Source organism: Moritella yayanosii (assembly GCF_900465055.1).
GTDB classification, from domain to species: Bacteria; Pseudomonadota; Gammaproteobacteria; order Enterobacterales; family Moritellaceae; genus Moritella; species Moritella yayanosii.
The window spans coordinates 2,623,642-2,646,807 of sequence record NZ_LS483250.1; the positions used below are offsets into that span (position 1 = coordinate 2,623,642).

The following is a 23,166-nucleotide window of genomic DNA, read 5'->3' on the forward strand; positions in this document are numbered from 1 at the left end:
AACCACAAGACCGCACTGGTGGTTTTATTGCTGGCGTCGTCGTTATCTATTTTATTTAATGACAGCAATATGCTTGCTGCGGGCAATTAAAAATACTGGCAACACAGCGAATGCCATATAAATAAAGATATCGGCTTTGACGAGCGGATAAAATAGCCCAGATACAAACGTCAGCAGCGCGATGGCTAAACTAAACGGCAGCGCGGCATAAATAGCTTGTGTCGCTACCGCATCTTCTTCACTGACACGTTCTGCCATATAACGCATTGATGCCAGGTGCGCGACACCAAACGTCACTCCATGTAATAACTGTGACAACATGATTGGCGTAACATCCATGGCATAGCCTAATGTGGTCCAACGTAACACACTACCCGCCGCAGCAATGACAAACATCATGGCAATACTGACATTGCCAAAGATGCGTTTACCAAACGCTAAAAATAAGATCTCACCGGCAACCCCCACACTCCAGAAATAACCGATATAAATTTCACTAATACCAATATCTTGCCAGTACACAGCGCCAAAACCATAATAAGCCGCATGAGCACCTTGTAATAATGAGGTGATGGCTAAAAATGGCCAAAATGCTGGACGCTTTAATATCGTCAAAATACCCGAACTCGGTTTGCTGGTTGCCGTTCCACCTTCCGGCATATTTTTCGCAGGTGTGATAGTGAGTAGAAATAAGATCCCGAGTCCAATAATAATCGACAATAAAATGATTCTATGATCAAACTCTTCGACCAAAAAACCGGTTAACGCACTCGACAACATAAAACCAATCGAGCCCCACAACCGCACTCGGCCATAATCCATATTATTGTAACGCACTAACTTCGCACCTATCGTCTCGCCCAAGGCCATCAACGGCGAAAATATAAAGTTAGTTAAAATGACTAATAAAAAGATCGCATAAACATTTTCAATCAGATAAAAACCAGAGAACGCGACCATTGCAGTCAGCGTCAATCGCTGAACGCGGGTCAATAGTGAGGTAGTCGTGACCAAGTTGCGGGTCAATAATAACGCCCCTGCAGAACGGGCAACCAGTGCAAATGCCAGCATGCTACCGATCATTTCCGTGGAGATACCTTCGCCTTTTAACCATAACGCCCAGAATGGCAGCAGAATGCCAAATACACCGAAGAAAAAAGCGTAATAAAATCCCATCCATATTGATGATGGCAGTGCAAAGCGCATGTTGAATCCCTAAATAATGACATATCAGTCCAATAATTTTCGACATTCTACGCCCTTAGTAATAGAGATGCGCTATTTCCCATAAAATATTATGGTGATCTAGGCACTATTTCATCTATATAAATTAATGATTAAAGCAAAGTCATCACAAAAAACTATCATTAATACTAAAGTCGTATTGCTAGATATTAGCGGCCATGGCATTTTCATTCACAGCCGATGTAAACAAAACCACAATAAAACATGCTTACATCCAGATGTGGACAAGGAATTAAATACTATTAAGGAAGCACAATGAGCGACACTAAACTATATCCGGTACCTGCAGAATTTGCGCAAAACAGTTTATTAAATGATAGTGCTTATCAAGCCATGTACAAGCATTCAATTAACGATCCGGAAGCCTTTTGGCGTGAACAAGGGCAAATAGTTGACTGGATCAAGCCTTATAGCCAAGTTAAAAACACCAGTTTCCAACCTGGCAGTATCGACATTAAATGGTTCCAAGACGGTAAACTTAATGTATCAGCCAACTGTCTTGATCGTCACTTAAAAGATAATGCCAATAAAACCGCCATTATTTGGGAAGGTGATAATCCAGCAGATTCTGAAAAACTCACTTATCAAGACGTTTACGAAAAAGTTTGTCAATTTTCAAATGCGTTAAAAGCCCAAGGCATTAAAAAAGGCGACGTCGTTTGTCTGTATATGCCAATGATCCCAGAAGCCGCTATCGCGATGCTGGCTTGTACTCGTATTGGTGCCGTGCATACCATTGTATTCGCTGGTTTCTCCGCAGGAGCACTGGCCGAACGTATTAACAACTGCGGCGCGAAATTAGTCATTACTGCCGATGAAGGTGTGCGTGCTGGCCGTATTATTCGCCTCAAGGATTGTGTTGATAAAGCACTCGCTAAACCCCAAGTGACCAGTGTTAACAATGTCATTGTATTTGCCCGCACTAAAGCCGACATCGCATGGCATGAAGGCCGTGACCTGTGGTGGCATGATGTCGTCAAAGACCAGCCAAGTGAATGCGAACCAGAAGCAATGAATGCCGAAGATCCATTATTCATTCTTTATACTTCCGGCTCAACCGGTAAACCCAAAGGCGTATTACACACCACAGGTGGTTATCTCGTGTATGCCACGATGACCTTTAAATATGTCTTTGATCATCAAGACAGCGACGTATTCTGGTGCACTGCCGATGTCGGTTGGATCACCGGCCACAGCTATTTAGTCTACGGACCATTGGCGAACGCCGCCACCACGGTATTATTTGAAGGGGTGCCCAACTACCCTGATACTGCTCGTATGAGCCAAGTGATTGATAAACACCAGGTCACCACCCTTTATACGGCACCAACTGCCATCCGTGCATTAATGGCTAAAGGCGATGATGCTATCGCCGGCACCAAACGTACTTCACTGCGCTTAATGGGCTCGGTAGGCGAACCAATCAACCCTGAAGCATGGCGATGGTATTACAACACTATCGGCAATTCATCAACACCGATTGTTGATACTTGGTGGCAAACCGAAACGGGGGGTATTTTAATTACCCCTCTGCCAGGCGCAACGGCACTGAAACCGGGCTCTGCAACCCGTCCATTCTTTGGTATTAGCCCTGCCTTGGTCGATAATGAAGGTAACTTATTAGAAGGCGAGAATGAAGGTAACTTAGTTATTTTAGATTCTTGGCCTGGACAAATGCGTGGTATTTATGGCGATGAAAGCCGCTTTGAAGAAGCTTATTTCTCCACATTCCCGAATATGTACTGCACCGGCGATGGGGCTAAACGTGATGCTGATGGTTATTACTGGATCACCGGGCGTGTCGATGATGTGCTTAATGTATCGGGTCACCGTATGGGTACCGCAGAAATTGAAAGTGCATTAGTATCACACAGCAAAATTGCCGAAGCCGCTGTCGTCGGTGTACCACACGACATTAAAGGTCAGGGTATTTATGCGTACGTGACATTGAATGCCGGAGAAAAAGCCGATGACGCATTAGAGGCCGAAGTCAAGCAATGGGTTCGCAATGAAATTGGAGCGATTGCCACACCGGATACGTTACATTGGACCCAGGCACTACCAAAAACCCGCTCAGGTAAGATCATGCGTCGTATCCTGCGTAAAATAGCAACCAATGACACGGATTCGTTAGGGGATACATCCACGCTAGCAGACCCTAGCGTGGTTGATACTCTCATAGCCGAAAAACAAAACGCATAACAACTATAAACGCTAGCGCAATGGCGTAATCACTTATCGGTGTAACCATTACCTTGGTTACATCTATTTTTATTGACAATCATATCAATAATCGCCCCTACCCCCTAAATAAGCGCTGTTCGCGCGATTTAATTTAGAGTGTAAACTTTAATAAAATATCAGATAAGACCAGTTAAATGCTGTTATATTCTACGAAAATCATATAATGTGTAGGGAACTAGCGACAATCGTACTTTATATTACTTTATGATTGAAGTTTTCAGCGCATCTATAAAAACCAACGTTTTTAGCGACGTTAGCGTCATTTTACCAGACAATGGAAGCAATATGTCGAACAACCCCAGAATATTGTTACTCAACGGACCGAATCTAAATCTTTTAGGTAAAAGAGAACCTGAGACTTACGGCTATCAAACACTTAGTGACATTGTAGAACATTTGACCGATGTTGCAACTGAGCACGATATTGATCTGCGCCACGAACAATCTAACGCAGAGCACGAGCTTATCGATCATATTCATGCGGCGATGGGCAATACTGATTTTATCATTATCAACCCTGCGGCATACACGCATACCAGTGTCGCCATTAGAGATGCATTATTAGGGGCTGCAATCCCATTTATCGAAGTACACCTCTCTAATGTCCACGCACGAGAACAATTTCGTCATCATTCTTATCTGTCCGATATCGCCAAAGGTGTTATTTGTGGATTAGGTGCTGATGGTTATGAATTTGCGTTGCTTTCTGCTGCCAAACAGCTAAAGCAAACTAACAACAAATAATAAAGAGATTATGATGGATATCCGTAAAATTAAAAAACTGATTGAACTTGTTGAAGAGTCTGGCATTGCAGAATTAGAAATTTCTGAAGGCGAAGAGTCAGTACGCATCAATCGCTTTAGCAGCGTCGCACCACAAGTACAATATGCACCCGCACCGATTGCGGCACCAGTAGCAGCGGCACCTATCGCACCAGCGGCAGCTGTTGAAGCGGTACCAGCAGAAGTAGCAGGCCATCAGGTTCTCTCTCCTATGGTTGGCACTTTCTATAATGCCGCATCGCCCGGCGCAGCACCTTTTGTAACGATTGGCCAAACTGTCAATGTTGGCGATACGCTATGTATCTTAGAAGCGATGAAGATGATGAATCAAATCGAATCAGATAAAGCCGGCGTAGTTAAAGCTATCCTAGCGACAGACGGTCAAGCTATTGAGTTTGATGAACCACTTTTCATCATTGAATAACTACGAGGTTTCCAATGTTGGATAAAGTTGTTATCGCCAATCGCGGCGAAATTGCACTACGTATTCTTCGCGCTTGTAAAGAAATGGGTATTAAAACGGTAGCCGTACACTCAACAGCCGATCGTGAACTAAAGCATGTATTACTGGCTGATGAAACAGTTTGTATCGGTAAACCTGCCGCCGCAGACAGTTACTTAAATGTACCTGCGATCTTAAGCGCAGCGGAGATCACCGGCGCAGTTGCTATTCACCCGGGTTATGGCTTTTTAGCTGAAAACGCGGACTTTGCTGAACAGGTAGAGCAGTCAGGTTTTATTTTTATTGGTCCAAAAGCTGAAACAATCCGTCTCATGGGCGATAAAGTATCTGCGATTGCGGCAATGAAAAAAGCCGGTGTACCTTGCGTACCAGGTTCTGATGGCCCGCTCGATACAGACGCGCAACGTAATAAAAATATTGCTAAACGGATTGGTTACCCGATCATTATTAAAGCTGCCGGGGGCGGTGGCGGTCGTGGTATGCGGGTAGTATATGAAGAAGATAAATTACTTGACTCAATCGCATTAACCCGTAACGAAGCCGGTACATTCTTTGGTAACGATATGGTGTACATGGAGAAATTCTTAGAGAATCCTCGCCATATTGAGGTCCAAATACTGGCTGATGGCCAAGGTAATGCTATCTACCTTGGTGAACGTGATTGTTCACTACAACGTCGTCATCAAAAAGTAGTTGAAGAAGCGCCAGCACCCGGTATCACTGCTGACATTCGTCGTCATATCGGTGAACGCTGTAGTCGTGCCTGTGTTGATATCAACTACCGTGGCGCTGGTACCTTTGAATTCTTGTATGAAAACGGTGAGTTCTATTTCATCGAAATGAATACCCGAATTCAAGTTGAACATACTGTCACCGAAATGGTCACTGGGATTGATCTGATCAAAGCGCAATTACGTATCGCCGCGGGCATGCCACTGTCGGTATCTCAGGATGAAGTGCGTCTGACCGGTCATTCTCTTGAATGTCGTATCAATGCCGAAGATCCGGTGACATTTGCACCAAGTCCAGGTCTGATCAAACGCTTCCATGCAGCAGGCGGTTATGGTGTACGTTGGGAATCACATATTTATGCGGGTTATAAAGTACCACCGCATTATGATTCCATGATCGGCAAATTAATCACTTACGGTGAAAACCGTGACGTGGCAATAGCCAAAATGCGTAATGCCTTAAGTGAAATGGTAATTGATGGTATTAAGACCAACATCCCACTGCATTTAGATATTTTAAGTGATGAAAACTTCCAGAATGGTGGTACTAATATCCATTATTTAGAGAAGAAATTAGCTCAAAAAGCGCTAGACACGAAATAAGAACTAAATCAGTTCTAAATAAGCGTTAAGCTCATTGCAGATCAAAAAAACCCAAGCGATTTACTCGTCTTGGGTTTTTTATTGACCACAGAAACGCTCTTCCCATCTAACATACAGTCTTGCCAGATTTATAGAACAATGCTCTATATTGTCGTTTCACGCATTTACGTATTCGCTTAATCAAATGTAATAAAGCAATTATATTTTTTACTACTGTATTTTTTCAGGCATAAAAGCCCTGTCAACATTGGTCAATGGCTCTTTAGAAAGCATCTTACGTATCGCAGTATAAACCTGAGGCTCGACGATAAATCCATCATATAAAAACACAGGATAACCTTTCTTCAAAAACAGGGTAAATTCCGTAGAACCAGAAACTATTGATTTAAATTCATCACTTTCGACCTTTGAATAAAAGTAATTTTGACCAGTCCCTTGTTTAAAATCATTTAAATATGCTTCCCAATCAGCATAAGCTTCAGATAGTACGACTTCATCCCGGTAGGAGTATAAAATTAAAGGTTGGCCCGAATCATAGATCTTCTCAAAATCATCCGAAAGCGCAATCGGGTGAGATTGATTATCAACGTGAGTACAAGCGACAAGCCCCATAAAAACGCACAAATAAAAGATAGAAAATAGCTTTAAATATCTCATAAATTATCCTTGGGGATATTATGCCCTTCTGAAATCATTCTCTGATTGAGAAAGAACTTAGCATCATAAGCAAAAGTTAATGACTCAATTTTAGAGTCAAAATGAGGTGTATCAACTGGTATAAAATCTCCCCCCCAGCGATATCCAGCAATTTTAAGATCCTTTACAATATCTTTAGCATTCTGTGTGTGTTTCTTGTTTTTAAAGTCCGAGCTGTTATTCCAGCTCGTACCATCTACAATATTACAATCTAATGCATGGCCGATAAGGTGTTGAGACTTATTTGCAGGCGTAACCACAGCACCGCTGACTCTTACGCCATGCTCTCGAAAAGCCTGATTAAGCTTAATTGTGACTGATTTTTTTTTTGCTTTCTCATTAAGGTCTTCAAGAAGCTTTTTTGCTCCTTTAGAAATAACGATTTCATCTTTAAAAACTTTTTTAGCACTGAGTTTTTTGAAATTTGGCCCAGCTTCAATGTTTGTTAAATCAGAAAATGAGATTCGAATGAGATCACCTGTAACAACCTGGCTATTTTTAATCCACATTTTTAATTCATCGTTCGTCGCTTTGTTTAGTACACCACTTGCTATAATCGTAGCTTTCTTTATTCTAGTCACCGTCATTTTATTTTTTATACATTTATCAATATTGGCACAAGTCCATTGGAATATCTTAAGAGCCTTCTCCGTTTTTGGCCCAAATATTCCATTTTCTGTTCCGGTAAATGTCCCTATACTTTTCAGATCTTTCTGAAGGTCTTTCACTATATAAGCGAGAATGTCTTTCTCTGTATTGCCCCCCCACGTTTTACTTGCATCATCATCTCCCCTCTTTAGCTCTACTAGCTTATCCATAGCCTATTTCCTTATTAGTATTTGAGTTCATCATGCTAAGACTATAAATAATAATCAACACGCTGTATTTATAACGTCCGTATAAGTGATTACCAACTTAAACATCTTTCAAGATATACTACAAAAAGATAAGTACTAGTTAAGGCTTAAATTACAATTTATATTATATATTTAGCGAGATCACTTATCCGCTTTACCGGCCGCATTAGCAAACTTAGCCAACTGTTTATCGAACCAGAAAGGCGTGGTGTCATTATCTTCGCAACGCTCTTTACGGCGAATAGCATTACGCACCAGCATAGAGGCTAATATTTTGCCGGCAAGTCAGTCGCCGAGCGATCGAATAAGGGCCTGATCGCATTACCATAAGAGAAGTGATTACCGCCCTTACCTAACATTAACCGACCATCAGGTGTTGTCCGGTAATAATGTACAAAGGTACGAGAATCGAGCACGGTTTTACCGTCCGTTATCCCCATTTTTTTTAACTTTTCGGGTATCTGTTTGGTGATCGCCATATCTGACGATACCACCACAATTTTATTTTTAAACTGTGGGAATTGTTCTAACATCCAAGCATTCAATGCCATCACCGCTTTCGCCGCATAAACAGTCCCTTGCGGGTATTAATCACCACTTTATGTTGAGCATCTTTATTACTGTTGGTTGGTTTAACCGCATTATCATTAATGGCTAACATCGGGGTGTTTTCATAAATACGCACCCCAAGTTGCTCTGCCACGCGTTTTAAACCACGGGCTAATTTCCCGGGTTGCACACTGGCGGCTACCGGAGAGAAATGTCCTGCTTGATGTAATTCAGAGCCGGCATGCTGTTGTACTTTCTTCGCTTCCCACACCTGCCAACTGTTTAATTGATGTTTATATAACGCCGCTAATGTCGCCTCTAGCCCACCGGTTTGCGCGCTATTCGTGGCGGTAAATATTTCGTCGACCACGTTAACATGCAACCACCATTACGGTAGTCCTCTTCAAGATCCATCGTTTGTTGGAACCAAAAAGGTTGAAACTCAGGCTGTTTAGTCATTACGGACGTTCACCAGCGGCTAAACGTGCGTCAATATCGGCAACCACTGGTGGTAGGTCAGCAATGGTATCAATCAGGTAATGGGCGTTAAATGGCGTGAAACGATCACGGGCTTGCTCACGCGCCTGGTGTAATGTGGCGGCGTCTGCGGCAAGGTATTCTTCGAGTGTCAGACCCGCTTCGTTACCCGATAACAATAAACCCACCGTCCACATGCCAGCATTGTGGCCTTCTTCAATGCCCGGTACTGAATCATCCACTTTAATGCAGGCGCCAACATCGGTCACCGCCATATCAATCACGTTTTTAAGCACCATGTAAGGTGCTGGACGACCGCCTGCCGCTAAGTCATCGGTTGCCACAACGCAATCTGGCACATAGCCTTTTGCTGCTGCGATAGGAATGAGCTTATCCATGACCACACGGGGATAACCAGAGCATGAACCAATTTTAATCCCTTGCTGTTTTAAGCCATTAACGACATCGAGTGCATGTGGGATTGGATCTGCATACTCGCCTACTTTAGCGATCTGTAACGGCATAAATGTTTGGTAAATAGCATCAATATCCATCTTACTAATAACGGTGCCGAATTGGGCTTGCCAACGTGCGGCAACCTCTGGTAATGCCGATACCGCTTTAATGTGATCCCATTTACCTAGGCCCATAGGCACACGTGCTTCCGCTAAACTAATAGCAAAATCATACTGCGCTTTAAATGCGGCAATAAAAATAGTGGTCGGTGCAAATGAACCGAAATCAACGATAGTGCCCGCCCAATCAAAGATAACGGCTTGCACATGATTAAGTTTTACTGACTGATCTTGTACGATGTGAGACATAATAATATTTTCCAAAGTAAGCTTTTGTTAATAATCGTGTTGATGATTTAATTCAAATCTATTTGATGACAATTTAACTGCAACAATGCAGGTAAGCACAACAGTATAGCGATACTAACGGCTACTCACTGCGTAGTAACCACTAAGTTAGTAATCACTTCAAACATGTACTTCATTCCCAATATTTGGCGGTTTCCATCGCCACTAATAAACGCTGGATATCACTGGGATGGACATCACCTATGTTACCAATACGGAAACAATCAGCGTTGGATACCTTACCTGGGTAGATAACAAAACCTTGTTGTTTAAGGCGGTTATAAAATTCTTTGAATTGATAATCACGGTGCACCGGTGAATAAAACGAGGTAATAATTGGCGAATGTAATGACGCATCAAGCAAGGTATCAAAACCCAATTTCGCCATCCCTGCAACTAAGGTTGTTTGGTTTTGTTGGTAACGTTGATGACGTGCCGCAATACCGCCTTCTTCTTCAAGCTCTAATAACGCTTGGTAAAACGCGCGCACGGTGTGGGTTGGTGAGGTAAAGCGCCACTTGCCACCATTGGTTTCCATACAATGCCATTGCTCATACAGATCTAATGACAACGAACGTGCTCGCCCTTGGCATTTTTCCAGTTCAGTTTGGCGTGCGATCACGAAGCCAAAACCGGGTACGCCTTGAATACATTTGTTGGCAGAACTGATCAGAAAATCAACGCCTAATTCAGCCACATCCATTGGAATGCCACCAAAGCTCGACATCGCATCTAAGATCACGATCTTACCGTGTTGTTTGGCTAATTTAATCACCCCTTCAATCGGATTCAACATGCCGGTGGTTGTTTCGCAATGCACGATGGCGACATGGGTAATGCTGTCATCGCCCGCTAATTTGGCTTCAACTTCGGCCAAACTTGGTGGTGTTGTTTCACCCGTTGTTATCACCTCGCAGGCAATATTTAAATAATCTGCAATTTGCGCAATACGGGCACCATAAGCACCGTTATCAATCACCAGTAGCTTGCCATCCGCAGGAATAACACTACCAATTGTTGCTTCTACCGATGCTGTACCACTGCCTTGCATCAATACACTGGTATAACCCGTTTGCGGGGTCGCTAGTTGCACTAACTTAGCGCGGATAACGTCAACAATGTCTTTATTATATTCATCATCCCAAGTACACCAATCTTTTAGCATGGCTTCTCGTACACTCGCGGTGGTAGAAAGTGGACCCGGTGTAAGTAATAAATATTCGTTTTTCATCTCTGCTTCCATTTGGACTATACCAGTTTGGTTAGCACTCTAGCAGTGGATCGTTGACTTGGTAAATAGCCCAACAGCAGAATTCATAAAAGCTTCATATTCATCGTCAACCGCAATAAAAACACCAAACCATAAAAATAACTAACATAGTTTAATTAACTTAACTGACATCAATTGGTCATATTTTTGTCATAAAAGCACTCTATTATCGTTCTCAACAAATCTGGTACAGACCAGAATCAACCGTTAATAATTTTTGGAGTGACACGAATGAAACAACGTTGGATTATGGATGATGCCGGGCAAACAGGTTCAGCGGCAGCGATGGCAGTGATGATCTTAGTAACCGCAGCATTGGCTAAAATAATCCATTTAATTATCGCCTCATTTATCAATAAAAGAACCCAAGCTTGGCGTCAAAAATAGCCGCGTAATAGACCAAATTAAGCATAACTCTGCTACTGTAGAACAGGAACCACCCAGTAGCAGGTTAACCCCTAGCATCAGAGGCTTTTGTGCAATACCTAAAAATTAAAGATGAAATTTTACTGCAGATCGAAGCTGGTTCACTATTTACCTCAGGACAAAAGCTAACGTCAGGACAGAAATTAATGTCAGAACGTAAACTGGCAGAAAGTTTCAATACCACTCGCGTGACGCTGCGTGAAGCCTTGTCGTTACTGGAGTCTGAAGGCAAAGTGTATCGTGAAAATCGTCGCGGTTGGTTTATTTCCCCAGCACCATTACGTTATGACCCGACCAATACCACTAACTTTCATAACCTAGCGCTAAGTCAGCAACGTATACCAAAAACAGAATTAATCAATGCCGGTATGGTGCCCGCCGATAAACATATCGCCCAGCTATTACAAATAGCACCTCAGACTGAAGTGATCCGTATTCATCGCGTGCGTTATTTAGATGAACGCCCGGTCGTACTCGTGACTCATTATGTATTGCCTGACCGACTCCCTCATTTACTCAGTCATGATCTGTCGGCATCCTTAACCGATATCTATCAACAACATTACGACATCCTGTATCAACAGACCCATTATCGTATCCGCTCTTCGTCATTAGTTGCCGATACTGCAGCCGCTTTACGCGCGACTTCAGGCTGCGCAGCTATGTATATAGAGCGAGTTAACTATGATCAACATGGTCAGTTATTGGATTGTGATCTGGAATATTGGCGTCATGATGCAGTGATTATTGAAGCACGGGCGATACGTCAACTATAAGTTGATATCATCCATAATCACATTTATTAATCGGGTATATAATCCGCGATAATAACATCCGACAAATATAATACGGTATGCCAAGATAAAGTTACGGTATTTCAACACTAAATGGGGGCCGACGGGCTCCCATTGTTATTCCTGTGCATCTTTGCTGCCGTCTCACTTTACGTCCCATCTTTGTTACAGCTCCCTTTTTTACATCCAACAGCACTCAAAGATCACGATGTTCAAATAATGGCCCTTCTTTAAAACTATACCCGCTAATATGACTGTGCGGTAAACTACCCACCGCTTTACCAAACTGGCGTTTATCTAAATTGATTAGATTCATGTGATCACCCGATTCAATATACAATTGTTCCTGCTCGAATAACAGATCATCTACCAGCATATCCATACCATAAATCTGCCCTAATGATGGTATCGCCCCAGGTTCACAATCCTGAAACAAGGTTGATAATTCGTGCTCTGCCAGTAAGTAATATTGCTTACCCGTTTGCCGATTAATTTCACCAATCAATACATGCTTATTTGATGGCACCACCGCCATTAAATAATCGCCGCCAATGTCACGTAAAATCACCGCTTTGGCGACTTGTGAACTGGGCACGTGTGCAGATAATGCAGAATTAAACGAACTTGCCGTGTGGCGATGTTTAACCAAACTAAAATCGATGTTGTGACTAGCTAAGAACTGGCCAACTTTGGTTGCCATAGTCATTTCTGCCTCCATAAAATACTGTTCTCTACAAGCAAAGTATGGGAGCTAAATAGCCACAATGCGAGTTAATCCGGTAATTATTTAGGCAGCAACTAGCGTGCGTTGAGGCTATATTTACGCTGTTTGTAAGCCAACAACATAATTGCCAATAGCGCATAAGCAAAACATTGGATTAATAACTGCGTTTGAAAATGTCTGACCATCTCAAAGTCCGCGCCCATCTGGTTTAATTGCAACAAGCCTTGGATCGCGGCCGTGCTTGGGAATAATTGCGATACCATCACCAGCCAAGCGGGTATCTCACTTATCGGCCAAATAAAACCACTGCTAAACAATACCGGCATTGAGCTAAATAAAATCACCTGAGTTGCGGTTTCAGCTTGGTTATACAATTGCCCCAACGCCACGCCAAGGCAGACAACCGCCAGTAAGAACGGCACTAATAGTTTGAGAATATCCCACGCCGCCGCGAGTCGATTAACCCCGTACATATCCAATGCAAAGCCAAAGTAATACAAACTAAACACCAGATACAAACTGAGGAACACAACGCAACGCGCCAGTAGCAGCAATGTCGGCGATGCTGTTAACCAATAACCTTGCTCTTTCGCCCGTGAACGTTCGTTTTGGCCACCAGATAAAATGCCGCTGACAATTAATAACGTTTGCTGCAAGATCAAAATAAACACCGCGGGGACCACATAATCCAAATAACCGTTCAGTTGATTAAACACAGGTTGTAGGTTTAACGATGCCGGTTGCCACTGTTGCTTGGCTAACAACATATTCTCTTTATCAACCGTTAATCTTGCCACTTTAATTTTCGCAGATAAAGTGCCACCCGCTTTAAGGATCCCCGATGCAATGGTCGAATAAGTCATAAAATAACTGGCATCACCGCCCAGCGATAAGGTTACCGCCTTCTCCATATACAGATCACGACGGAAATGTTCAGGAATAATCAAAAAACCCTTAATCGCCCCCGTCTCAATTAACGCTTCAGCCTCCTTCACCGAATTAACTTGGCCAGTAATATGGGTATCAGGAGTAGCATTGACCATGCGTATTAACTCACGGCTCATCGAACTGCGATCATAATCGATCACCACAATTTCAACGTTTCTGGCTACCTGTTGAGAATACGGCAGCGGATACAAGATCGAGTACATAATAATGCCACCAAACATGGTCAATAAAATACTACGGTCAGCAAAAATACTTTTAATTTCGAGTACGACTAGCGCCAAGAATTTATTCATCGTCATGCCCCGTTGATATCGTGTTATTGTCAGTCACAAGCGCGTTATCGCGATGGCTTTTAATTCGATATATCGCCACCACAAACATCAATGTAAATAACCCTAGTGACGTTAATTGCGGTAACAAGGTCATAAAATCTTGCCCATAATTAACTTGGCCAATTTGCAACTGCATATAATGTGTAATCGGTAATAACGAACGCCATATTAGCGCTAATTGCGGCATACTTTCGGCGGGAAATGTCACCCCGATAAAGGCAAACGCCGGCGCTGAATAAGCCGCACCCATGCTAATTGCCTGAGTAAAATTCATCGTCAAGCTAAAGATAAACAAGGCGATGGCCTGCCCCGCTAATACTGCCGTCACCAAAATTAACAATAAATAACCCCAGTTACCATGCATCGGCATACTTAAGTAACCGTAAAAGAAACTCAAGAATAGCAAACCATGCACCACAGAAAGCAAGGTATACGGCAGCAATTTACCCATTACAGCACTGACAACAGCACCATCTGCGCGTTGAAACCAGCTATTTTGGGTATTATTTTTGTATTCCGACCCAAATGCTAACAACACCGATACGAGGATAAAAATTTGCCATAACGCCGCGACAGCGGCGGTCACTAAAAATGGTATGTAATTAGTCGAAACATTGTATAACGGGTTAATCTGGGTTGAAATTGGCGCAACAGCACCTTTAATAAGCGCCAAATTACCCCCACTGGCCAAGGTTTTAACCGCATCTATTTGCGCCGTAAACGTGGCAAAAGTTTTTACCATGTTCGACGATACCAGTTTACCAATCAACACATACTGGGCATTGTAAAAGGTAGTGACTTCGGGCGTCATTGCTAAGTAGATCTGCTTTTCAAATGCTCGTGGAATATGCACGATCGCATACACTTCACCACGTTGCATTAACGCTTTACCTTCGGCCAGGCTGGTCAATTGAACTGTCACCGCAAGCGCAGGATTGGCATCAATATAGCGCACCAAACTGCGTGACAATCGGCTGTGGTCTTGATCAACAACCGCGACCGCAAGATCACGTGGGATACCCTGTGAAAAAATAGCGTACACCAACAACATGCAAGCAAGTGGCAACCAAGTCACCAGTGACAATTGCCATTTCGATGCCAATATTAGCTGGTTTTCCCGCTGCCAAACCGCCTTGATCTGAGTAATGAATAAACGCATCATCAAGCCAACTTACTGCGCAGTCGCTGACGGCGCCAGCTCAACCAACACACTCATACCCACACGTAGATCGGCAATTGGCTTAACTGGTCTTGCTTCAACCTCAAAGGTACGTAAATCAAAACCTTTAGCATTGTCTGTCGAACGCCAAGTCGCATAGTCACCCATCACCGCAATATGGAACACTTGATATTGATATGTCGCGTCACCTAACGCCGGAATGCGCGCCGTTAATAACGTGCCCTTTTTCAAACGCGGTAATAAGTCTTCGCGAATATTAAATACTGCCCAGCTCTCATTAATATCAACGATACTTACCACCGGAAAACCAGTCGGTGCAAGTTCACCTTCTTTTAATAAGATCTGTACCACTTCACCATCACGCAGTGCATATTGCTTGGTATCTTTGGTGTAAGATTCCATTTCAGCCACCACACCTTCCGCCATACGTTCTTTCTCGATAGCGGCTTGTTTAGTTTCTTTACGCGCCCCTTCTTTCGCCATTTGATAAACTTGGTATGCCGAATTCTGCGTATATTTAGCGGCTTGCCACTTGGTATACACTTCATCGCGTCTCTGCTCTGGCAATACCCCATCCCGATAAAGATTATCAACGCGCTGATAGGTTTTTTCCATCAACAATGCCGCGGCTTGGGCTTTTTTCCACTGATCGTTTGCCACGATAATTTGCTGTTTACGCGCCCCGATTTCGGCTTGTTTACGCATCGCACTAGCTACTGCACTACCCGCCTTGGCTTGCGCTAATTTAGCTTCTAATTCAGGGCTAGCCAGTGAAAAAATTAATTGACCTTTACTCACCTGTTCGCCTTTTTTCACGTCTACCGAGGCAATACGTCCTGGGATCTTAGACGATATATTGTATTGCTCGGCTTCAATCTGACCTTGTAACAATATACTCTTCGGCTCATAAGCACGATGGAATTCAACTGCCAGCCAGCTGATAACAACTAGCACGACTACTGCAATGATGCCTTTTTTAACGTTACTCATTTACTTAACCTCGATACCATTGATGTGTAGATAGTCCATAAAGCGCTCGATATCGCCACTCACAGATAATAATTTTGCTAGTGATTTAACATAGTTATAGCTCGCAGACAGACGCTGAACACGAATACTGGTTACATATAATAATGCATCAGCCACTTCCAGTGATGTTGATAAACCTTGGCTAAATGCTTTTTGGCGCAGTACCACAGTTTCTTCTGATAACGCCTGGCTCGATGCCAAAGAGTTATATTCTTCTAATGCTTGAGTCATTTCCGCATAGGTTTTTTCGACCAGAATAGATAAATCTTGCTGCATTTGCATTTGCAATAAATTCACCTGACGTACTGAGCTTTTGGCGGCAACTACTTCTTGCGACGTACCCGAGCGATCCATAATAGGGATACGGAACCCGACGCCAACCATCCATTCTGGTAACAGTTCCCCCGAGGCCGAATCATCGGCATATAAATTATAGTTACCGTACACCATCACTTCTGGTAAATGCTTCGCTGCGGCCATTTTCACCATACCTTTGGCTTGTTCACGCTTAGCATTTAAGATCGCAATACCGGGATGATCGGTTAGAGTTTTAGTTAAATAAGGGGTCACAGAGATCGCACTGTTATTCACAAACAAGGGCGTGGTCGGTAATACAAATTCTTGCTGTTTGAGCATCTTGGTTAACGCGAGTTTGGCAATTTCATCATCGCGTAGGGCTTTTTGCGCTTCAATTTGGGCTTTATCTAACGACACTTGCGCCATTAAACGTTCGACTTTAGCTATCTGGCCTTGTTGCTCGAACTTCACGGCATGATTAAGATGCACCGCTAATGCATCCACAACGTCAAGGCGAACTTGATAAACTTGCTCAGATAGCACCACGCCAAAATAGTACTGTACCAGCCGGGTAAAGGTAGCCCTGATGGCTAAATTATAATTGCTTTGAGCTTCATCCACTTGTGCTTGGCGAATGTCTTGCGCCGCAGTAATACGACCGCCAGTATAAACCGGTAGTAGCACATTTAATGACGAATGGACAAAGTTTTGATTAGTTAGCGGGATTCCGTTTGGAAAAGGTAATGCTGCACTAATTGCAGACGTATCTATCTCTATAGGCTTATCAAAATGGGTATACGACCCAGTAATATCGACATTGGGTAAATACAGCGACTTCGCCGCATTCTGCAATGCTTGTGCATATTTTACTTGTTCTTTCTTTGCCTGTAGCGCATCATTTTTCTGTGCCACTTGATACCAAGCTTCAGAAAAACCGATAGCCGCAGCTTGCACATTACAACTCAATGTAATGGCGGTAATAATGCCATAAAAGACTGTTTTCATATTTGTTCCTAAAATCACGCTGTGGTGGCATAACCGATTAACATCAATTCAGTCACTAAACTATTACTATCAAATAATCAAACACCGAAGGGCATATTTTTAATTACTGTCAACGTGGATACTATAACCGTCAAAAATAGAGCATATACTCTATAAATAACGTACAAAAGACAACCATGTTAACCAAAAAAGCATACTAACGCATAAATTTGTCGAGTACTACGCCAGCATAGGCCTAATTTTAGTCAGCTTAAGCAATAACCCCCCGAATAATGCGGGGCCGCGGCCCTGCTCTGCACAATTAAACACGGATATTTGCATTTAATTACCATATAGCGATGGTGTCTTATGGCTTAGCTGCGTACAATTATGCCCACGAAATAACAGAGAGAACATCGATGCCTTGGATCCAATTAAAAATTAATGCTAACGAAGAAACAGCTGAGAAGATAGGTAACATGCTATCTGGCGCAGGAGCAAGTGCGGTCACATTCATGGACTCACAAGATTCGCCTATCTTTGAACCACTGCCTGGTCAAACGCTGCTATGGGGTGATACTGATGTAACCGGTCTGTTTGATGCAGATAAAGACATGCAGCCGATCTTAGCTTTCTTAGCCAAAACCAAGGTACTAGGTTCAGACTTTCGCTACAAATTAGAAATACTCGAAGATAAAGACTGGGAACGCGAATGGATGGAAAACTTCCACCCAATGCAATTTGGCAAACGTTTATGGATCTGCCCAAGCTGGCGTCCAGTACCGGATGAAAATGCGATTAACGTGATGCTTGATCCCGGTTTAGCATTTGGTACGGGAACCCACCCGACGACCGCGTTATGCCTAGAATGGTTAGATGGCCAAGACCTAACCGGCAAAACAGTAGTCGATTTTGGTTGTGGTTCTGGCATCCTCGCCATCGCAGCACTTAAATTAGGTGCAAAGCGGGTGATCGGTGTGGATATCGACCCACAAGCTATCTTAGCCAGTCGTGATAACGCCGAGCGTAATGGTGTTGCTGACCAGATCGAACTTTATTTACCCGCTGATCAACCCGACGGTATCAAAGCCGATATCGTGGTTGCCAATATTCTTGCTGCTCCGCTACGTGAGTTATCAGGTCTTATCGTCAGCTTCTTAAAACCAGGTGGTAAACTGGCATTATCCGGTATTTTGGATCACCAGGCAGCAGAATTGAACGACATCTATCGTCAACACTGCATCATGGATGAACCAACACTGAGTGACGAGTGGGCACGCTTAAACGGCCAAATTAAATAATCTTTGCCATATTGGATAATCTACATAAACAAATGTAAAATCAGGCTTGTGTAGAAAAAATAACCAGTAATTACGTAAAAAACGTGCGATCAGTAATTAATCAGGCTAAAATGCAAGCTATCTTAAATTTTAATTCAACCTGAGTGAAAATTGAATAATAAGCAATTTAGCTGGATGATCTGTTGTTATAATTTGATTTAGAGGTGTTTTTTTTACTATTTAATGATTTCAACTAAAAAAATATTCAATAGTCTAATTATTAACCTTTTAACTCGGGTGAAAACTGCGTAACATACGCCGCCTTAGAGCAAATGAGCCACCACAGATGAAAATAGGTCCTTATCTTCTGGATAACCAATTATTCTTGGCTCCTATGGCTGGGGTTACCGACCGTCCTTTCCGTCAACTTTGTCGTGATTTGGGTGTGGGTATGGCCGTGTCAGAGATGTTATCGAGTAACCCTCGAGTTTGGTCTTCAGAAAAATCGCAACAGCGCATGGACCATGCTGGCGAAACCGGGATCCGTTCTGTGCAGATAGCAGGCGCAGATCCAGCGTTGATGGCAGCAGCCGCGCAACACAATGTAAAAAATGGTGCGCAGATCATTGATATCAACATGGGTTGTCCGGCGAAAAAAGTAAATAAAAAGATGGCGGGTTCTGCATTGATGCAACATCCGGCTCAAGTGAAGCTGATCTTAGATGCGGTGATAAGCGCTGTCGATGTACCAGTAACACTAAAGATACGTACCGGTTGGGATCTTGACAATCGCAACGGTATACAGATAGCTGAAATCGCCGAGCAAGCTGGTATTCAAGCCCTCGCGGTTCATGGTCGTACTCGCGCTTGCCTGTACAAGGGCACTGCAGAATACGACACTATAAAAGCGATTAAAGCTAGCATTAGCATTCCTGTGATCGCAAATGGTGATATCGATAGCCCAGAAAAAGCTAAACAGGTACTTGAGTACACAGGTGTAGACGGTCTGATGATCGGACGCCCAGCTCAAGGCAATCCTTGGATTTTTCGGGAAATAAATCACTATCTTAAAACAGGTGAAAAATTACCCGTGCCAACTGCTGATGAAGTTCGCCGAGTCATTTTGCAACATGTCGAAAACCTACACCAGTTTTACGGTGAGTTTAAAGGTGTTCGATTTGCGCGCAAACACGTCGGTTGGTACATACAACACCAGACTAATGGTGTTGAGTTTCGTAAAAGCTTTAATGCATTGGACAGTTCTGCGGAACAACTCTTTGCATTAATGAAATATTTTGATGATTTAAGCTAACGAGAAGAGCAATATATGTTTGAACAAAATCTGGCTCCTAGTGCCTTAACAACTTCTGCAACCGTGCAACAAACTGAGCAAATTGTACAGAAACCATTACGTGATTCTGTCCAACAAGCACTACGAAATTATCTTGCACAATTAAATGGCCAAGATGTAGAAAATCTTTATGACTTGGTATTAGCAGAAGTTGAAGCGCCAATGCTAGATATCATTATGCAGTATACCCGCGGTAACCAAACCCGTGCAGCTGTGATGATGGGCATCAACCGTGGTACTCTTCGGAAGAAACTAAAGCGTTACGGCATGAACTAAGCGTAATTGCCTTAACCTAATGTAATAAAAAGCCAGTCCCGAATTTTCAGGACTGGCTTTTTTATACCCAAGTTACTTCAAGATGCAGCATCTTGAAGTAACTTGGATATCTACCGCAAAAACGATTCAGCACTAAGCACTGTATTACATTTCTGGGGTTAATACTTGGTAGACATAGTCCGGCAGTGCCGCGCTCAGCTTAACCGCAAGTCGCTGCTCTAATAATTGCTCGCTTTGCGCCGAGATCTTAAATGGCCAGCGTTTATTGGCAATACTACTGTGACCATCCATCACAGTTAACACAACGTTACCACGTAACCAATACCACGCCTGACGTTGCTCTACAGCACCTTTATCCAAGGTTAATACTAATTTGTATTGGCTATCATTTTTAAGCTGTACACCCACTCCTGCGGCTCCGCTTTGCAACGCTAATAACGCTTGTTCATCGCTTGCCGACGTGGCAAATGATAATGCCGCTAAGCGACTTTTGATCATCTGGGTTAAGGTTTCTACCGAATATTCCACATTGATATCATTACCCGTCACCACACGCAGGTTATTATTATCATTTAAGCGTGTAATTTGACGCTCACGGGCACTTTCTAATGCACTAAGGGCAATCAGTGGGTTTGGCGCTTGTTGCTCGGCATACTTCACTGCAGCGCTGGTTTGTTCATCTGCCGCGCGTATTGATTGCATGAATAATGCCGCGGCTGGCGCTTTCTTCATCACCGCCAGACTCGACTGCTGGCCAGAAACCGGATCCTGCCAACGTTCGACAATACGGGTGCCTTGCAGTACTTGCTGCGCTTGGGTATTTACAAAGCGTGATAACGTTTGTTTGTTCTCAACCTGACGAATGGTACTGCCACTGGCATTACTTTGGCTGATACTGGCTTCGCTAAAATCAATGCTCTCATCTGCAATCGAGACTTCAAAAATTTTAGCTAAATTAGCCAATGCGCGATTATCGGCAACACTGCTGGCTTTCGCTTGACCAGACGCAGTTAAATAAACGTTTTCAGGATAGTGTACATCCGCGCCATCTAACCAAGTTGGCCGCTCAGCGGTACTGCTACATGCGCTCAGCAAGATTACAGCGACAGAGATTAAACTAGTGGAAAATAATTTTTTGATCATGTTGTCGTGTCCTGTAAAAAACCGTGACTTAAGCACTCGCCCAGATTAAATCATTGGGCCAGCCGCTCATGAAAAACTAAGGTGATAAGGGGCTGTAGGCTTTTTCCGCCGCACTGGAATAAAACAGTAAAACGGTTTTCCCGGGTTTTAATAACAAGGGTTTAGTATCCACAGCGACCGGCGTGGGCACATTACCGATATTGGTCATCGCGACTGACGCTGTGCCCAGCGTATCGGCCTCGGCGGCTAATTGTTCATTCGCCAATGCGACATTTGATAGCGGTAAACTCAAGCCGTTATCAGACTCCGTCGCATTATCCGCGATCTCATCAGTGATGCTTACTGTGGCATTCACTAATGCTGGTGAGACTGACTCTGGTGCGGCTAATACCGGCGTTATAGGCGCGATATCCGTCACCGATAAACCTCGGGTCAGACTCGGCTGCAGTAAATAATAAGTACCCGCGTCAAGTGTGAAACGTTGCACTTGAATACTAGCCGGTAACATATTCCAACTGCGCACGTCCGCCATTTCGCTGATCATAGTAGTAATATTCAGTAACAAGGTCGCTAATCCGCCCTCATCCTTTTTTTGCACTTCGTGCAATGCGGTTTGCTTGATAATAACGCGTGCAAGTGCAGCGGCATAAATCGCCGCTGATTCGGCATCGAGATCGGCACGCGCCAATACATTCACATCGTCAAAAATTTCAGTTTCAGCGGTTTTACCTAACACGGTAAAACGCCAAGGCGTTGGTTTAACATAGTCTTTCGCATAATAGGGTAAGGCTAAGGAAATGTTATAACCCAAACTTGGTTCATAAATACTGAGGTAACGCTGTTGCTTCGCTGACACCACCCCGCCCCAATAGACTAAAACCAATTGGCTTTTATTGCGATCTAACGCCGTTACGTCATGACCAAATTCTTTCACGTATTTATCGTGTTCAGATTTTAGCCCTAACTGTCTCGACGCGAGCAATAAGCTGTCTTGCAATACCCGGGGTATCGACACTTTAGTGGTTTGCATTACTTGGTAAGCTTGGCGATAACTGATCATGGCATTATCTGTTTCATCGCCGAATTCATACACCAAGCCTCCCAGATAATAACTACTTGCAACTAACCCTGACAGTCCGCTATCCGGTAAGCTTTTGGCTAATTCTTGCATTTGCAATACTTCAACCCGCGCCCCATCAAGATCATCTTCCATCAAGTAAGATAAGATCAATAATTGCTGTAATAACATCCGCTCACTGGCCGTGCTGGTATAACTGCGTAACGTTTCATTGATCGTTATCGCACCAATATTTTCACTAATACTTAACGCTTGCAGTTGGTTAATTTCCGTTTTCGCCGCCTGCAATTCATTAATGCCACCAGCAAAATCACCATTCACAGCACGTAATAGCCCGAGTGTCAGTTTGTATTGTGCCAGATCGCGCTCTGGGTAGTCTCGTTGCGCGACTTCGGTCAATACTTGACTGGCATTACCATTATCTAATGTTTGAGCCAAATCATTGAGCTGATGCTGCTGCAATGAACAACCTTGCAATAAACTAAACCCAATAACAGCGAGATAACGACGCGAACGTAACAATGTTAATACAGCTTTCATCAC

The 23,166-nt window shown here is 43.3% G+C and carries 23 protein-coding genes; 9 read left to right on the plus strand and 14 right to left on the minus strand.

Annotation, left to right across the window (positions count from 1 at the left end; all coding sequences use genetic code 11):
- Positions 1-51: 51 nt before the first annotated feature.
- A complete protein-coding gene (locus MORIYA_RS12185) occupies positions 52-1,206 on the minus strand; it encodes a 3-phenylpropionate MFS transporter (RefSeq protein WP_112715537.1) in 1,155 nt (384 codons plus the stop codon).
- A 294-nt stretch (positions 1,207-1,500) separates the two neighbouring features.
- On the opposite strand from MORIYA_RS12185, the gene acs reads away from it, so the two are divergent.
- The 4 genes from acs (at position 1,501) to accC (ending at position 6,069) form a co-directional block, all read left to right on the plus strand.
- Complete coding sequence (gene acs, locus MORIYA_RS12190; RefSeq protein WP_112715539.1) at positions 1,501-3,447, plus strand: acetate--CoA ligase; 1,947 nt, start codon at positions 1,501-1,503, stop codon at positions 3,445-3,447.
- A 327-nt stretch (positions 3,448-3,774) separates the two neighbouring features.
- Entirely contained in the window at positions 3,775-4,233 is a 459-nt protein-coding gene (gene aroQ / locus MORIYA_RS12195) for a type II 3-dehydroquinate dehydratase (protein WP_112715541.1), read from the plus strand.
- Positions 4,234-4,246: 13 nt separating this feature from the next.
- The gene (gene accB / locus MORIYA_RS12200) at positions 4,247-4,696 is read left to right on the plus strand and encodes an acetyl-CoA carboxylase biotin carboxyl carrier protein (protein WP_112715543.1); all 450 of its coding nucleotides are present in this window, start codon (positions 4,247-4,249) and stop codon (positions 4,694-4,696) included.
- Positions 4,697-4,710: 14 nt separating this feature from the next.
- A complete protein-coding gene (gene accC / locus MORIYA_RS12205) occupies positions 4,711-6,069 on the plus strand; it encodes an acetyl-CoA carboxylase biotin carboxylase subunit (protein ID WP_112715545.1) in 1,359 nt (452 codons plus the stop codon).
- 210 nt (positions 6,070-6,279) lie between these two features.
- Here accC and MORIYA_RS12210 read toward each other — a convergent pair whose 3' ends face one another.
- From MORIYA_RS12210 to phnW, 6 genes are all read right to left on the minus strand, one after another.
- Positions 6,280-6,726: a hypothetical protein gene (locus tag MORIYA_RS12210; RefSeq protein ID WP_112715547.1), complete on the minus strand. Its 447-nt coding sequence runs from the start codon at positions 6,724-6,726 to the stop codon at positions 6,280-6,282.
- The gene (locus MORIYA_RS12215; protein ID WP_112715549.1) at positions 6,723-7,583 is read right to left on the minus strand and encodes a M15 family metallopeptidase; all 861 of its coding nucleotides are present in this window, start codon (positions 7,581-7,583) and stop codon (positions 6,723-6,725) included. The genes MORIYA_RS12210 and MORIYA_RS12215 overlap by 4 nt, the downstream gene beginning before the upstream one ends.
- Before the next feature lie 305 nt (positions 7,584-7,888).
- Positions 7,889-8,176, minus strand: coding sequence for a hypothetical protein (locus MORIYA_RS21385; RefSeq protein ID WP_232011619.1), 288 nt, complete (start codon positions 8,174-8,176; stop codon positions 7,889-7,891).
- Positions 8,173-8,541, minus strand: a complete 369-nt coding sequence (locus MORIYA_RS21390; RefSeq protein WP_232011620.1) for an FAD-dependent oxidoreductase — start codon at positions 8,539-8,541, stop codon at positions 8,173-8,175. The genes MORIYA_RS21385 and MORIYA_RS21390 overlap by 4 nt, the downstream gene beginning before the upstream one ends.
- 88 nt (positions 8,542-8,629) lie before the next feature.
- A complete protein-coding gene (gene phnX / locus MORIYA_RS12225; RefSeq protein WP_112715551.1) occupies positions 8,630-9,472 on the minus strand; it encodes a phosphonoacetaldehyde hydrolase in 843 nt (280 codons plus the stop codon).
- A 172-nt stretch (positions 9,473-9,644) separates the two neighbouring features.
- On the minus strand, positions 9,645-10,742 hold the full coding sequence (gene phnW, locus MORIYA_RS12230; protein WP_112715553.1) for a 2-aminoethylphosphonate--pyruvate transaminase: 1,098 nt from the start codon (positions 10,740-10,742) through the stop codon (positions 9,645-9,647).
- Between the two features lie 270 nt (positions 10,743-11,012).
- Here phnW and MORIYA_RS20845 point away from each other — a divergent pair, with 270 nt between their 5' ends.
- Together MORIYA_RS20845 and phnR are read left to right on the plus strand one after the other, a co-directional pair.
- On the plus strand, positions 11,013-11,168 hold the full coding sequence (locus tag MORIYA_RS20845) for a hypothetical protein (RefSeq protein WP_162629205.1): 156 nt from the start codon (positions 11,013-11,015) through the stop codon (positions 11,166-11,168).
- An 89-nt stretch (positions 11,169-11,257) separates the two neighbouring features.
- A complete protein-coding gene (gene phnR, locus MORIYA_RS12235) occupies positions 11,258-11,983 on the plus strand; it encodes a phosphonate utilization transcriptional regulator PhnR (RefSeq protein ID WP_112715555.1) in 726 nt (241 codons plus the stop codon).
- A gap of 214 nt (positions 11,984-12,197) precedes the next feature.
- Here phnR and MORIYA_RS12240 read toward each other — a convergent pair whose 3' ends face one another.
- The 5 genes from MORIYA_RS12240 to MORIYA_RS12260 all read right to left on the minus strand — a co-directional run bounded on the left by MORIYA_RS12240 (position 12,198) and on the right by MORIYA_RS12260 (position 17,516).
- Positions 12,198-12,707 (minus strand): aminoacyl-tRNA deacylase, encoded by a 510-nt coding sequence (locus MORIYA_RS12240; protein WP_112715557.1) that lies wholly within the window; start codon positions 12,705-12,707, stop codon positions 12,198-12,200.
- Between the two features lie 92 nt (positions 12,708-12,799).
- The gene (locus MORIYA_RS12245) at positions 12,800-13,966 is read right to left on the minus strand and encodes an ABC transporter permease (protein WP_112715559.1); all 1,167 of its coding nucleotides are present in this window, start codon (positions 13,964-13,966) and stop codon (positions 12,800-12,802) included.
- Positions 13,959-15,167, minus strand: a complete 1,209-nt coding sequence (locus tag MORIYA_RS12250) for an ABC transporter permease (protein ID WP_232011621.1) — start codon at positions 15,165-15,167, stop codon at positions 13,959-13,961. The genes MORIYA_RS12245 and MORIYA_RS12250 overlap by 8 nt, the downstream gene beginning before the upstream one ends.
- A 9-nt stretch (positions 15,168-15,176) precedes the next feature.
- On the minus strand, positions 15,177-16,175 hold the full coding sequence (locus MORIYA_RS12255) for an HlyD family secretion protein (protein WP_112715563.1): 999 nt from the start codon (positions 16,173-16,175) through the stop codon (positions 15,177-15,179).
- Complete coding sequence (locus MORIYA_RS12260; RefSeq protein WP_112715565.1) at positions 16,176-17,516, minus strand: TolC family protein; 1,341 nt, start codon at positions 17,514-17,516, stop codon at positions 16,176-16,178. It lies immediately after the preceding gene.
- 398 nt (positions 17,517-17,914) lie between these two features.
- Here MORIYA_RS12260 and prmA point away from each other — a divergent pair, with 398 nt between their 5' ends.
- The 3 genes from prmA to fis all read left to right on the plus strand — a co-directional run bounded on the left by prmA (position 17,915) and on the right by fis (position 20,402).
- Positions 17,915-18,796 (plus strand): 50S ribosomal protein L11 methyltransferase, encoded by an 882-nt coding sequence (prmA, locus tag MORIYA_RS12265; protein ID WP_112715567.1) that lies wholly within the window; start codon positions 17,915-17,917, stop codon positions 18,794-18,796.
- A 325-nt stretch (positions 18,797-19,121) separates the two neighbouring features.
- Positions 19,122-20,087, plus strand: a complete 966-nt coding sequence (gene dusB, locus MORIYA_RS12270) for a tRNA dihydrouridine synthase DusB (RefSeq protein ID WP_162629272.1) — start codon at positions 19,122-19,124, stop codon at positions 20,085-20,087.
- 15 nt (positions 20,088-20,102) lie between these two features.
- Positions 20,103-20,402, plus strand: coding sequence for a DNA-binding transcriptional regulator Fis (gene fis, locus MORIYA_RS12275; protein WP_112715571.1), 300 nt, complete (start codon positions 20,103-20,105; stop codon positions 20,400-20,402).
- Between the two features lie 144 nt (positions 20,403-20,546).
- On the opposite strand, the gene MORIYA_RS12280 is transcribed toward fis, so the two are convergent.
- A complete protein-coding gene (locus MORIYA_RS12280) occupies positions 20,547-21,545 on the minus strand; it encodes an LPP20 family lipoprotein (protein ID WP_112715573.1) in 999 nt (332 codons plus the stop codon).
- 76 nt (positions 21,546-21,621) lie between these two features.
- On the minus strand, positions 21,622-23,163 hold the full coding sequence (locus MORIYA_RS12285) for a hypothetical protein (RefSeq protein ID WP_112715575.1): 1,542 nt from the start codon (positions 23,161-23,163) through the stop codon (positions 21,622-21,624).
- Positions 23,164-23,166 lie beyond the last annotated feature (3 nt).